This window comes from Lactobacillus acetotolerans DSM 20749 = JCM 3825 (assembly GCF_001436775.1).
GTDB lineage: Bacteria > Bacillota > Bacilli > Lactobacillales > Lactobacillaceae > Lactobacillus > Lactobacillus acetotolerans.
On sequence record NZ_AYZC01000008.1, the window covers coordinates 1 to 14,606 of the forward strand.

Here is a 14,606-nt window from a genome sequence, read left to right on the forward strand (position 1 = left end):
CAAGCCTCTATTAATCCTGTATTTTAAACTGTCTAATTTTTAGGTCTCAGTTCACAATACATTCTTTTTCATATTAAAAATTTAGTTCTTGTTACCCTTCTCTTGTTTGACTAGCTTATTATCATAAAGTTTAAAGAATGGATAATAAATTAGTACGGAAATAAGTAGATTAAGAAACGCAATTATGACTGCTGGGAAATTACCGCCAGTACCGAGCCAGGCACCAACTCCGACTGGCAAAACCCATGCAATAGCAGTATTAACGTACCCGACGAAACCAATTTTAATCGCAAAATAAGCTACTGAAGCTAGCACCATTGGATTAATGATAAAAGGAATAATCAAATACGGGTTATAAACGATTGGCGCACCAAAGATAACTGGCTCATTAATGTTGAAAATAGCTGGTAAAATCGCAGTTTTACCAAGAGTTTTTAACTGCTTAGATTTAGCTTTAAACACCATCAAAAGAACCAAACCTAAGGTACCACCAGCACCACCAATGAATACCCACATGTTATAAAGTCCCCTGCAAAAATATTATGAGCACCATTAATATTTTCAGTTAATGCTACCAATAAAATTGGGTTGATAAAACTATTCTTAATAATCGCAGTTCCGTGAACACCAACGATCCAAAGCAAATGAATTAACAATAGAATAACCATTAACCCTGCCCATGAACCTGTCAGATTCTTAACAAAGCCAAATGGAGCAGATAATAGAGCATGCAAATCTGTATTAAAGAAAGCAAGGATTAAATCAATCGCGATCATTACAAAACCAACTAAAATTGCTGGAACGAGTGACGCAAATGATCTACTAACCCCTTCTGGCACACCTTGAGGCATTTTGATAGTTACATTTTTATTTACACAAAATCTATATAATTGAACAGCTAGGATTCCAGTAATAATAGAAATAAAAATTCCGACTCCGCCAAATCTTGTGATCCATCCGTTTGTTAATGAGACACCATTTACGATCGCGACACCATTAGTAAGTTTAGCGTTAGCAACTTGAGAAGCTCCAGCTTTAAAACTAATTGACGGAATAGTAAGAAGAAAAGCAAATAACGATAATAAGGAACCCGTAAATGCATTTAACTTTTTTTCCCCAGCTCTTCGATATTCGTCAACATAATAATATCCGACTGCAAGTGAGTAATAAATAGCAATGGAACCCAGTGCCATAGTATTACCCAAATTATAGAAATTACTAAAGCGCAGGATCGTATTCTTAAAGAAATTAGCAGCAAATGGGAAAATTTGCGGTAAGTTATTAATTATTAAAAAAATCGAAGAAACAATTGTAAAAGGAACTGCAGCTAAACTGGCATTCATTATTCCTCTAACAACCTTAGTATTTGCTACCTTATTAAGTGGAGGTAATAAATACTTTTGTAAAAAATTAAAAAACGATTTCACTTTTATTCATCTCGCTTCCTAAAGAAATTTTAACGGTAAGAATATTATTTTTTATTTATTATCAAAATTATATTTATTCATAAATCTGTATAGTTAAAATATATCATATTTACTCAATTATTTAGTTGATCTTGCTCATAGCAATTTTTAACGCAAAAAATCCTACTTCTATTAGCAGAAGTAGGATTACATTGAAATGCTATAAATTATTTCTTAGATTTATCTTTTTTAATTGGTACTAATGCCAACAATGCTTGATTTGTAGCATAAGTATCAGGAGCTGGATTAACTTCTTTATAATTCTTAGAATTGGTAATAATCATCATAACAGTTGGATCATAACCATCTTTTTTAATTGCCTTGTAATCAAACTGAACAAGAGGTTGACCAACTTTAACGTGATCATTTTGTTTAACCAATTTCTTAAAGTGTTTACCGTTTAATTTAACCGTATTAATACCAATATGAATTAAAACTTCAATACCATTATTTGAAGTAATACCAATAGCATGACCTGTTGGGTAAAGTGCGCTGACTGTTCCCGCAATTGGGGCTTTAACAATATCACTTGATGGGACTACAGCAATACCTTTGCCCATAGCACCTGAAGCAAAGACTTGGTCTTTAACATTCTTCAGAGGAACAATCGTACCTTCAACTGGTGCATAAACATGGTTTGGATTTATCGTCTTAGGATCAACTGGTTTAACAGTTGTTTTTGCTGGTTGATCATTTTTAACACCGAAGAAATATGTTAATACAGCTGAAACAAGAAATGCAACCGCAATACCAATTACTTCTCCAACAAAACCTTTACCAAGATAAGTCGGTAAAGCTAATAAACTTGGCATGGTGAAGGAAGTAGCTACAGCATGAGCCATAGCAGCAATAATACCACCAATTCCACCACCGATCATTGAGCAGTAAAATGGGCCCTTTAATTTCAGAGTAACACCATAAATGGTAGGTTCAGTAATACCAAACAAAGCAGTAATAGTACCAGATCCAGCTAATCCTTTCATCTTTTCATCTTTAGTCTTTAAGAAGACACCTAAAGCAGCACCTGCTTGAGCAAGAACTGCCGTAGCTGTAATTGGTAACAATGGGTCATAACCTAATTTAGCAATATTTCCTAAAGCTAACGGAAGGAAAGCCCAGTGGACACCAAAGATAACAAATACTTGCCATAAAGCACCAACAAGAGCACCGGCAATAACTGGTACAGCTTTGTAAATTGCTGAAACACCGGTTGCTAACCAGTTACTAATGTAACTGCCAATTGGGCCAACAACAATTAATGTTAATGGAACCATAATCATCAACGAGAACAGTGGAGTAAAGATATTCCTCACCGCTTCAGGGAAAATTTTATTCAAAAGTGGTTCCAAATAAGATAATGCCCAAACAGCTAACAAAATTGGAATAACCGTACTGGTATAAGTAGTTGGTACCACTGGTATACCAAAGAACGATAAGGTAATATTTTTAGCACCTAATTGAACAATTGATGGGTAAACTAATGAGAGCCCCAAAGCAACCGAAACAAATTGGTTAACCTTTAATTGCTTGGCAGCTGTGAAAGCTAGCAAAACTGGTAAGAAGTAAAATACACTATCGCCAGCTGCATACCAAATCTTGTATGCACCACTAGTTGTGCTCATCCAGTGCAACGCAACAAATAAAGATAATAACCCCTTTAGAATACCAGCACCAGCAATAGCACCAATAAATGGAGTAAATGAGCCTGAAAGAAAGCCAATTAATCTATTTAATATATTGCCCTTCTTTTTAGGAGTAGTATCCTTCTCCTTAGAAGCTTCACTATCACTTTCTCCAAGTGGTCCAGTAATATCAACTAAAGCATCGTATACTTTACCAACAGAGTTTCCAATAACAACTTGATATTGACCAGCACTATTAACAACTGTAATAACACCGTCTAAATCTTCTATCTTTTTTGTTTGCGCTTTACTATCATCCTTCAAGTAAAAACGTAATCTAGTAGAACAATCAATCCTAACCGATATTATCTTTACCACCAATATCGGTTAGGATTGATTGTGCCAATTTCTTATAATCCACTACTCTCACCTCAAAATTATTTAACGATGACTAATTTCATTCAATATACGCTGAATATGTATAGTTAAATACGCTTGTTCATTTAATGAAACTTTTTTATTAGTTTCACTTTCAACAAAAGTTACAATTTTCTTTACACATTCAAATGATGCAGGATACTTCTTAATTACGTGCTGATATAAAAAAATATCTGTTTCGTTACTTGAATTTTTTTCTTCTGAAGAATAAATTCTTTGAGCAAAATACTCTAAATGAGTAACTAAACGACGATAATTGATATCATCAAGATCTAACGTAATTCGAAATTGGTATTTAATAATATTTAAAATCCCATTAATAAGATCTGTTATCTGCTCAGTATTTTTTCTGGCAGGATTATCTAACCTATTTTCAACAAATTTTATTGCAATGAAACCTGCTTCATCTTCAGGCAATTTAATATTAAACTGCTTATTAATTAATGAAACTGCTTTTAACGCCACCTTAAATTCATCTTTATATATCCGCTTAATTTCCCATAAAATTTCATTTTTAATATCCATCTTATGTTGGTGACGGTAAACTGCAAAATGAATATGGTCCGTTAAAGATATCAATAAATATTCATTAAATTTTGTATGTAAATCCTTCATTGCTAATGAAATAATCTTATCTGTTAATTCAAAATATATTGGATCAATATCATTCATCAACAGCATAAAGTTTTTTAACCAACTTTTTGATTGTGGCGCATAAATTTTTTCTATTTTCTTTTCATCAACTTGATCTTTAGGATGTTTTTGAAAACCAATTCCACGCCCCATGATTACCACTTCGTGATCAACATCATTAGCAAGAATAATATTATTATTAAATATCCTTTTTACCTGCATCTACTACATCACTTCCCTATTTAAGATTATAACAATTAAAAAACCGGATCAAAAATAAACATAATAAATGTTTTATTTTTGATTCGGTTTTGCCCACTATTAAAAATGGTAACAATCCAAAGTGCTTATATATTTATTATAAATAATAATGGAAGCGATTGCAATAAGATTTAGACTATTTTTGCACCTAAATTATTCTTCATATTATCCAAAGCAAATTTTTGATTTTCTGGAGATGTAGCAGCAACTGCATTCTTATGAATGATTAGTTTATAACCTAAATTATAAGCATAAATAGCTGTTTGCAATACGCAAATATCCGTACAAACTCCAATTAAGTGCAAGGTTTTAACGCCTCGCTCACGCAATTTAAGGTCAAGATTCGTTCCAACAAATGCACTATACCTTGTCTTGTCCATCATCCATACGTTGGATCTGGTTGAATTTTCGTCATACCATGATTTTAATTTGCCATAGAAATCTCTTCCAACTGTCCCCTCAATATTATGAGGCGGGAATAATTTGGTTTCTGGATGGTATGGATCATTCAATTGGTGACAATCTGTCGGTAAAATAACGTAATCATTCTTTTTAATAAATTCATTAGCTAGTTTAATTATTGGTTCTTCACACTCTTGTCCTGGTTTTCCGCAAGTCAATGAACCCATGTCAGCAACAAAATCATTGGTGTAGTCAATAATTAATAGTGCTTCTTTATTATCTTCCATTCGTATCTCCTAATTTATTAGAACTATTTCTTAAATTTGATAAAAAGAAAAAATCTTTTCTTCCTATATTATACTTTTAAAACAAAAAGCAAGCCTACTTAAAGACTTGCTTTACTAACTTAACCTAATTATTTAAATCTTCAGTGATTCAGCGTTAATTGCGACGATTACCGTTGATAAGGACATCAGAATTGCCCCAGCAGCCGGATCTAATATAATTCCAAATGGTGCTAAAATACCAGCGGCTAAAGGTATGGCAACAATGTTATAGCCAGCTCCCCACCAAAGGTTTTGAACCGTCTTTTTATGAGTATTTTGAGCTAACTTCAAGAATTTAACAATATCAACTGGATTGCTGTTAACCAGTACAACATCAGCAGAGTCAATTGCGACATCAGTACCAGCACCGATAGCAACACCAATATCAGCTTTAGCTAAACTTGGTGCATCATTGATACCATCACCAACCATCATTACTTTCTTACCTTGCTTTTGCAATTCACCAACAACTTTTTGTTTATCAGTAGGCATTAACTCAGCTCTTATTTCGGTAATACCTAATTTGTTAGCTACACCTTGCGCAGCCTTCTTATTATCACCAGTTAACATAACAGGGGTAATGTTCATCGCTTTAACTTGTTTAATCAACTTAAATGCTGATGGCTTAATCTTATCACCGACCGCAATATAGCCTAATAATTTATCAGCTTGAACCAAATAACTGACAGTGTAATCAGAAGAATCAATAGTTGGAAATTCTTTTACTTGTGAACGAGCAGTTTTTTCATTAACTAACTGATAATTTACGCCATCGATCTTACCTTCAACACCTTTACCAGCCAAATTATGTGTATCAGTAGCAGGTATTAAAGAGATTTTCTTATCTTTAGAATATTGTAAAATACTTTGAGCAATTGGGTGAGTTGAATCTTGCTCTAATGAAGCAATTAAACCAAGCAGCTTTTGATCACTAATTTTATCATCTAAAGATGCAAACTTACGAACAGTAAATTTACCTTCAGTCAAAGTTCCAGTTTTATCCATTAATAAGTAATTGATATTAGAACTTACATCGATTACATTTCGATTTCTAATTAATAATCCATTCTTAGCTCCAAGTGAAGTACTACGAGCATTAACTAATGGAATAGCCAAACCTAGTGCATGTGGACACGCAATAACTAAAACGGTGACCATTCTTTGTAAACCATTGGAAATATTAGTAATTGCGGACCAAACAATCAAAGCAATTATTCCGAAGATCAAAGCAGCATAGAACAACCAACCAGAAACTCTATCTGCTAAAGACTGTAACTTTGACTTATTCATCTGAGATTGTTTAACCAAATTGTTAACGTTTGCTAAGAATCCAGAATTAGCTGCGTTGGTTACCTTAACAGTTAAAGTACCTGAGCCATTAATTGAACCACCAACAACTTTGTCACCTTTTTTACGTGCAACCGCCCTTGATTCACCAGTAACCAAAGACTCATTGACACTGCTATTACCTGTTAAAACAATTCCATCCAATGGAACACTTTCACCAGCCTTAACAACTATGGTTGCATCTTTCTTTACTTGATTAAGCGGAAGGTCTTCCGTCTTTTCACCATTTTGTACATGCACCTTATCAGGCAGTAATTTAGCTAAATCATTAACTGAACTATCAGCCTTCATAATGGAATTCATTTCAATCCAGTGACCAAGCAGCATAATCAAAATTAACGTTGCCAGTTCCCAGAAGAAATCCATAATATGCTGATTGCTGTGTAAGATATCATTTTCAACAAAAGCATAAATACTATATACATATGAGGTTGTAATACCTAACGAAATCAGGGTCATCATTTCAGGATGTTTATCCTGCAATTCATAGTAGGCTCCCTTTAAGAAAGGTCCACCACCATAAATAAATAAAATGGTAGCAAAGATTGCTACTACCCAGTTAGAGCCTGGAAATGAAAACTGGAAGAATAAATGCATCCCCATCGCTGGTGACATAAACAAAATTGGCAATGACAATATCAGTGAAATCCAAAATTTTTGTTTCAAATTTCCCATATGCATCATATGACCACCATGCATCATCATGTCATCAGAATTGTCCATCGACATATCTTTTTTCTGATCATCTTTCATATTATCCATCGTTCCTACCTCCTACACAGTTACAATCAACCATCTTTGGCGCTGTTTTAATCTTTTTACTTAAAAGTGATTGCATTTTTTTAATATCATCTTGATCGATCTCAGTTTCATTTAATAAATTAAGTAAAACTTGTCCTTTGTGCATATCGCACAAGTGCTTAAATAAATCAGATGATACACGATTCATCGCTTTAGTTTCGTCTACAAGTGGGTAAAAAATATAAGGACGCTTAGCCGTTTTTTCACCCAAAAACTTTTTGTTAACCAGACGACCAATTAATGTCTTAACGGTTGCTGGTTTCCATTTCTTTTTTTGTAAATTATCAATAATGTTTTTAGACGTAGCTTGTTTAAGCGTCCAAACAACTCGCATTACTTCCCACTCGGAAGTTGAAATTGTCTTCATATCATCGCCTCACTTTTTATAGTTTACAATTGTAAACATAAAATGTCAAAAAAAAGATTCTGAAAAACAGAATCTTCTTAAAATTAGTTTAATTAAACTTTACCAATAGCCAATGATCTTGGTCCATAAAAGACCGCCACCAAGCCAAATTATATTGAGCACTATTCCAATAATTGCACTTAATTTCCACCAATCTTTGTTAGAAACATATCCGGTTGATGAAAGTAATGCAGCTGGACCGGCAGAATAACTAGAAGTTGATAAATATAATGATCCATCAAATGCTAGCATTAAAGCAGCCATCAGTGGCGGAACACCAGCACCAATAGCAACGGACAGGAATCCAGCATATAATGCAGAAATTTGTGTAGAAACACTTGGAAACAGGTAGTGTAAATAAAAGTAAACCAAAAATAGAATTACTAATACCCAAATCCAGCTTACACCATGCAGTGCACTACCCAAAGTCTCTGAGAACCAAGGGAAGAATCCTAATGTCATCAACTTTTGGGACATTAACATAATAACTGATAACCAAGTTAAAATGTTCCAAGCAAAACTTTGATTCAACATGTCTTTAACATTGATCACACCAGTAATTAATAGCAATGCAACGGCAATAAAACTTACTTCAGTGGCATCAATTCCAATTTTTGGACCAACGAGCCATAAAGCTACAGCTAAGACAAAGACAACTAACATGATTTCTTCTGCTGCCGTCATCTTACCCAACGATTTTAACTTCTTATCTGCCCAAGCATGTGCATTCGGAGTTTCTTTAATCTTGGGTGGATAAATCTTATAAAGAATGAAAGGTACAAGTATTAATGAAATTATTCCAGGAACAATAGCTGCTAAGAACCATTGCATCCAAGAAATATTAACATTTTGCGTTTTAGCTATACCTAATGCAACCATGTTCCCGGCTAAACCTGTTAAAAACATAGTCGAAGTAACAATATTTACTTCATATTCATTGAATACAAGATAAGATCCCATTTCTCGTTGTGTACCCTTCTTAGGATCTGAACCCATTTCCTTAGAAAGGTTATCAATGATTGGATACATAATCCCGTTAACCCGGGCGTTATTACTTGGGATACCAATTGCTAAAACAGTTTCAACTAAAGACAAAGCATAAGCCAAACCTAAAGTTCTCTTTCCAAATGTTTTAACAAAGAAATAAGCTATTCTCTTACCTAAACCAGATTTAATGAAGCCAGCAGCCATGAACATACACATTGCTACCATCCAGGCAGTAGGATTACCAAATCCAGCTGCAACTTCTTTCATCTTAAAAATCCCAGTTACGGTTGCAATTGTGATAGCAATTAAAGTTGTTGCCATCATCGGCAACGGTTTGGTCACACAGGCAATAATTGTTGCAATAAAAATTGCAAATAAATGCCATGCTGGAACGCTAATAGCTGCAGGTTTAAATGGTGTTACTAACCATAAAATTATTCCCACGGCTAATGGAAGGATCCATTTTTTCCATTGAAATTTATCTAACATTTTCTTCCTCCTTCAAAATAATTATCTTTTTGCTTTTTTAATCGCATTGTTTACAGCTTCTTCTAATGCATTAGTAGTTGTTGAAGCTCCTGAAACAGCATCAACATTCGTTGAGTTAGCAGAAACTATTTCTTGGGGTAATTTCTTAACAGCAACGGCACCGATACCTTCTGTTTCATGATTTTCGATCACTTCAACCTGCTTAATCTTGTCATTTGCATAAGTCACACGAACTACAATTTTGCCACCTATACCTGTTTCAGAAGAGCCAAGGTATTGATCTGGACCAAGTTTAATTTGTCTTTCTTGATTCGTGTTTACTAAATCATTAATTGATGGAACAGCAGCTACTAATTTAACATCCTCATGAGTAGCTTCAGAATTAGCAGCACGTTCCCCAGCAATTTTGCCAAAAATCAAGCATTCAGCTAAATTGCCACCACCTTGGTAACGGTTAACACACATTCCACCCAATTCACCTGCACTAAAAAGATGAGGAATTGCTTTATTATTTGTATCTAAAACTCTAGCTTGCTTATCATGTTCAGGTCCACCTTGAGTATTTAATACTGCTGGTGCTAGCTTAATTGCGTAAAATGGGCCATTATCAAATTTCTCAAGTGTTTCTGGAGCTCGTCCAAATTTAATATCTTTGCCATTCTCAGCAAAATGGTTAAATTCTTTAACGGTATTCTCAAGATTTTCTGCTGGCAGATTGGTCTTATTTGCCAAAATAGTAATCGAATCTGCTTTTACCATTTTCTCAAAAAGTTTTTGATACTTTAACTTACCAGTTTGTTTTTCTTCAAGAAATCTCTGGTATTGTTTCTGGTCAAATATTATCCAGGCATTGTCATAAGCGTGCGGCAGTACATAGTCGCCGTGCTCATAAATATGTCCATGCCTAAACTTCACATCTTCACGCATAAAACGTGTGCCATCATTAGCAACCGCAAAAATTGAACCAGACTTCATATTCTTCCAACCACCAATCTGGCGGCCACGTTGCCCATCTTTTTCAGCAATCACATAACTAGGAACAATCCCCAGAGATTCATAGTTACTCATATGCCATATTTTGGCACCAACTTCTTCAGCCATCCGAATACCATCACCCTGGTTATATAAGGTACCTAAAGGCGTCAACTTAGTGACATGCAGATAATCTTGTTGCATATGAGCATTGTTTTCAAAACCACCAGTTGCAAGAATCACTCCGTTATTTGCATGCAGATAGTACTTTCTGTGGTTGCGTTCTACTATCACACCTATGACTTGATTATTCCCCTTAGCTTGAAGTAAATTTTCAGCTTTTGAATTAAGCCAAATATCTATCTTATCTTTCCGCTCGAGTACCTCCTTGCGAATAGCTTTCCATAATCCAGCATCAAAATCGCGATTATGAACCAAAGCAAAATCAAAGGTATCAGAGCCTTTATACTCTGGGTATTCACATAGATGAGCCTTGTTAGCTAGATGATCACCAACTTTATAATCCTGTGACCAAATAAATGGTTTAATCCCTAGGTACTTTTCAAAATACTGCGGCATATTCACAAATCCATTTAGGTAAGTATCCATCGTTTCCTTAGATATTGCATAAGGTGCTGCAAGTTCATGGTAATATTCCGTAATTTTCTTCTTGTCATGGGCCATAGCAACATGTTGTGCTGAATAACGGGTATTGCCACCTTCATGTCCATATGGAGCGGCATCAACCAATAAAACTTTTGCACCATTATCGGCAGCGAATCGCGCAGCTGTTCCACCAGCACCACCAAAACCCAGAACAATAACATCGTAATTACCATTCCATTTAGTATTGTTATCTACTCGCAAATTTTTACCTCCTAACCATTAATGCTTAACATTTTTCAACGCCTGATTAACCGCTTCTTTAAAAGCTGAACTGGTAGTACTTGCGCCACTCACAGCATCTACATCGGTCGATTGCTTATTTAACATCTCTTGGGTCAATACAGGGATAGCTTTACCACCTAGTGAAGGAGATTCTTTTTCTTGTAAAGTTTCGATTTTTTTAATCTTATTTTTATCATCTACAGTTACCCGTACGACAATTGGTAAATCATTAATGCCGTTAGCACTCATGCCGATTCCTTGGTCTTTACCAGCTTCAAAATCCATTGAAGAAGTATGTGCGTCTGACTTTAATTCAGGAACCTTAGAAGCACCCGTAACGGCATCAACTTGTTCCATCTTTCTCTTAGGCAAAGCTGCATTTTCACCGGCAATTTTCCCAGAAATTAGCAGATCTGCAATACTATTAGCACCGAGATACTTGCTAGCAAAAATATCGCCTAACTCACCAGCTTCATAAAGATGAGGAATTACATCCCCCTGCATATTGATAACTTCACACTTTTCATTGCGGCGGCCACCACCATGAGTATGAAGAATATTGTGTCTTACGGGAATTGCATAATATGGACCCGCGCCAAATGAACGCATAGTTGCAATTTTGCGGTTTAGGAACATGTCCCGCTTCTTATCGTCAGTCAAGAAATTAAAATCTTTGACTGCTTGTTCCAGCTTCGGAGCATGAATCTTATTGGCTAATTCAGAAATTGTTTCTGCTTTAACTGCGTAAGAAATCAATTGCTTAATTTGATCAGCTTTAGCAGATTTATCGTTTGCTAATTGATCATATTGCTTTTGATCCATTACAATGTGGGGATGATTTTGGTTAGGAATCATAATCCAATTACCGTGATTATATTTATAACCATGACGGTCCTCTTCGTCTTCTCGGAAATAACGAGTGCCATCATCACCAGCAACAAAAATACTTCCATTAAACAAAGTCTTCCAGTTGATCATATAAGCAAACTTTTCCCTTGCTTCACCTTCACGTAACGACAATCCATGAGAATCATAGTTTGACATATGCCATAAACGTGCGCCTGCCTCAATCGCAAGATCAATTCCTTTACCCTGGTTATATAAAGTCCCAATTGGTGCTAAAGAACCTTGACCCAAAAAGTTTTGAACCATATCCTGGTTGTTTTCAAAACCACCACAACTCAAAACAATTCCATTTCGGGCTGCAATATACCTTATCTGGTTTTGACGTTTAACTTGAATACCCAAAACTGTTCCAGTTTCTGGATCTTGAATTAAATGTTTAGCCGGTGTACTAAACCAGATATCAATTTTATCTAAACGTTCATAAACCTTCTTACGTAGTAATTTCCAGAAGCCACCGTTATACATGCCAGCGGTCATGCTTTGTGACTGCATAGCATCCGAATGACGGTATTCAGGATATTCACCATTTGGTCTTCTACCGGTAGCTTTGGCTTCAATACCAAAATATTTCTTTGAATATTCCTTCATCTTTAGAACATTATTTACAAAAGTATCCAAATCCTTAGGATCATATTTAAACGGATAATAGGTTTGTTTGTAGTAATCCTTTAAATTATTAAAATTTTTACCCCAAGCAAAGGCTCCACCAGCGTAACGGGTATTACCACCTTCACTACCTTCCGGTGCCGAATCAATAAGTAACACGTGCGCATCGTGATCGGCAGCAAATCTAGCTGCACCAGCGCCAGCACCACCAAATCCGACTACTATAACGTCATAAATTGCATCCCATTTGAGTGATGAATTATAGATCATAATATTTACCTGCACTTTCTGATTTCGCTTACATTTGCAATATACCATTTTCATAAATATAAATCTAATTTATTTTGATAGTTAAATTTACAATAATTTTAATTATAAATACCAGCATATCAGTTACTTATTGCATGTTTCAGGTCCTTTTAATATAATTAAAAAAGATATACTTATAAAAAAGATTTATTAATTTTGGACAATAAAAATGAATGAAAAAGATCTATTTTATTTTTGTAAATTAGTAGAAACTGGTAGTTATACAGCAACAGCTTCCTACTTTGATGTTACTCAACCCACTATTTCAATGGCTATTAAACGTTTATCTAATAAATTTGATGATCCGTTAATCATCCAGAAAAATAAAAAGAGTAAATTACTATTAACCACTGCTGGTGAGTTACTTTATAAAAAAGCAGTTATTCTTTTACGAGACATTTCGAGTATCAACTACGACGTTAAACATGCCAGTGATAAAAAAATCCGCCTCGCCTTTTCAGGTGAAGCGGGAAGTATTTATATTCCAGACATTATTAAGAAATTTTATCAGGCCGGCATCACCTCATTACTCGATACTCACCTTGAAAGATCATCTGATGCCTTTGAAGGATTAACGCAAGGGGATGTTGACGTAGCTATCTATTCTTGGATGGTTCCAATTAATGATCCTGATTACTTTATTCATAATTTAGAAAGAACAGAATTGGTAATCATTACCGGTTTAGATGATCCGTGGAGTAGGATCAGTGAAATAAGTGCAGCTCAGTTAAGAAATCGAAAATTTATTGCCCGTTCACATGGTTATTTAACGCGTGAATGTTTAGAACAAGAAGCAAAGTTGGGAGACTTTAATCCTAATATTATTTATACTGCTACTACGATGAAGCTAATGATCGATTTAGTTAAAAGAAATGTAGGAATCGCTTTGGCTATGGAAAGTAGTTTGAGGAATGTAAACGACATTCATATCATTCACTTACATTCCGGGCAAAAATTATGGGCTTACATGCAAATAGCCATGCGTAAAAGCTTTGTCCCTAACAAATATCAAAGAAAAGGAATTAATATTCTGCGGCATTTTCATGCATAAAAAAAATACACCTCAAATTAACTTTTGAGGTGTATTTTAAATAATAACTATTTTATTTTCTAACTACCTTATAACGATTACTACGATCTTCTTCAGGTGTTTCAGCTGCATGACCAACTGCAACAATTACAGCAGTCTCATAATCTGAATCGATTCCTAATTCTTTTTGTAAATCTTTGGCGGAATTAAGATTACTTGCTGCAGCCATTAAGTAAACCGAACCAAGGTTTAACTCAGTTGCTTCTACCATCAAATTCTCTGCAGCTACTGAAGCATCACGAAGACCAAATTGGTTATTCTTCTTTACATTAATTACGAATAACAGTGGTGCTCCATAACAAGCATTACTGGTAGCTTTTTCTATTTTAACAAGTAAATCACTATCTTCTACAGCTGTCATCTGCATAACATCTGTTTGGTGCATGCCACATGGTGCAGCTTGAAAAGCTGCGATTAATTTATCAACATCTTCCTTAGCAACTTGTTCTTTAGTATATTTACGAACTGCTACTCTCTTTAAAATTGGATCTGTCATATATATACCTTCTCTTTAAACTCTATTTATACTTTGCATATTTATTATAACAGCTTACTTTTAATTCGTATGATAAATTAAATAACTAATTATAGAAAGAGTGATTGCTTGGTAATCAACCAAACAATCACTTCTTTATGCTTTATTTTATGTACGTATGT

At 34.7% G+C, this 14,606-nt stretch carries 9 protein-coding genes and 2 pseudogenes; 1 reads left to right on the forward strand and 10 read right to left on the reverse strand.

Features of this window, described 5'->3' with window-relative positions:
- Window positions 1–81 precede the first annotated feature (81 nt).
- From FC77_RS02200 to FC77_RS02240, 9 genes and pseudogenes are all read right to left on the reverse strand, one after another.
- Window positions 82–1,310, reverse strand: a pseudogene (locus tag FC77_RS02200) (PTS transporter subunit EIIC).
- A 323-nt stretch (window positions 1,311–1,633) separates the two neighbouring features.
- Window positions 1,634–3,509: pseudogene (locus FC77_RS02205) on the reverse strand (beta-glucoside-specific PTS transporter subunit IIABC).
- A gap of 20 nt (window positions 3,510–3,529) precedes the next feature.
- Window positions 3,530–4,381, reverse strand: coding sequence for a BglG family transcription antiterminator LicT (licT, locus tag FC77_RS02210; RefSeq protein ID WP_056969950.1), 852 nt, complete (start codon window positions 4,379–4,381; stop codon window positions 3,530–3,532).
- Window positions 4,382–4,551: 170 nt separating this feature from the next.
- Entirely contained in the window at window positions 4,552–5,109 is a 558-nt protein-coding gene (locus FC77_RS02215; protein ID WP_054681491.1) for a cysteine hydrolase family protein, read from the reverse strand.
- Window positions 5,110–5,241: 132 nt separating this feature from the next.
- Window positions 5,242–7,257, reverse strand: coding sequence for a copper-translocating P-type ATPase (locus FC77_RS02220; protein ID WP_056969951.1), 2,016 nt, complete (start codon window positions 7,255–7,257; stop codon window positions 5,242–5,244).
- The gene (locus FC77_RS02225; RefSeq protein ID WP_056969952.1) at window positions 7,250–7,663 is read right to left on the reverse strand and encodes a CopY/TcrY family copper transport repressor; all 414 of its coding nucleotides are present in this window, start codon (window positions 7,661–7,663) and stop codon (window positions 7,250–7,252) included. The genes FC77_RS02220 and FC77_RS02225 overlap by 8 nt, the downstream gene beginning before the upstream one ends.
- Before the next feature lie 99 nt (window positions 7,664–7,762).
- Window positions 7,763–9,178, reverse strand: a complete 1,416-nt coding sequence (locus FC77_RS02230; protein WP_056969953.1) for a DASS family sodium-coupled anion symporter — start codon at window positions 9,176–9,178, stop codon at window positions 7,763–7,765.
- Between the two features lie 21 nt (window positions 9,179–9,199).
- Window positions 9,200–11,017 carry an FAD-binding protein gene (locus FC77_RS02235; RefSeq protein ID WP_056969954.1) on the reverse strand — a complete coding sequence of 606 codons (1,818 nt, stop codon included), beginning with the start codon at window positions 11,015–11,017 and terminating at the stop codon, window positions 9,200–9,202.
- An 18-nt stretch (window positions 11,018–11,035) separates the two neighbouring features.
- Window positions 11,036–12,820 carry an FAD-binding protein gene (locus tag FC77_RS02240; protein WP_056969955.1) on the reverse strand — a complete coding sequence of 595 codons (1,785 nt, stop codon included), beginning with the start codon at window positions 12,818–12,820 and terminating at the stop codon, window positions 11,036–11,038.
- 208 nt (window positions 12,821–13,028) lie between these two features.
- Between FC77_RS02240 and FC77_RS02245 the strand changes: the two genes are divergently transcribed.
- Window positions 13,029–13,910, forward strand: a complete 882-nt coding sequence (locus FC77_RS02245; RefSeq protein ID WP_056969956.1) for a LysR family transcriptional regulator — start codon at window positions 13,029–13,031, stop codon at window positions 13,908–13,910.
- A gap of 52 nt (window positions 13,911–13,962) precedes the next feature.
- On the opposite strand, the gene FC77_RS02250 is transcribed toward FC77_RS02245, so the two are convergent.
- Window positions 13,963–14,445 carry a nitroreductase family protein gene (locus FC77_RS02250; protein ID WP_054681487.1) on the reverse strand — a complete coding sequence of 161 codons (483 nt, stop codon included), beginning with the start codon at window positions 14,443–14,445 and terminating at the stop codon, window positions 13,963–13,965.
- Window positions 14,446–14,606: the final 161 nt, after the last annotated feature.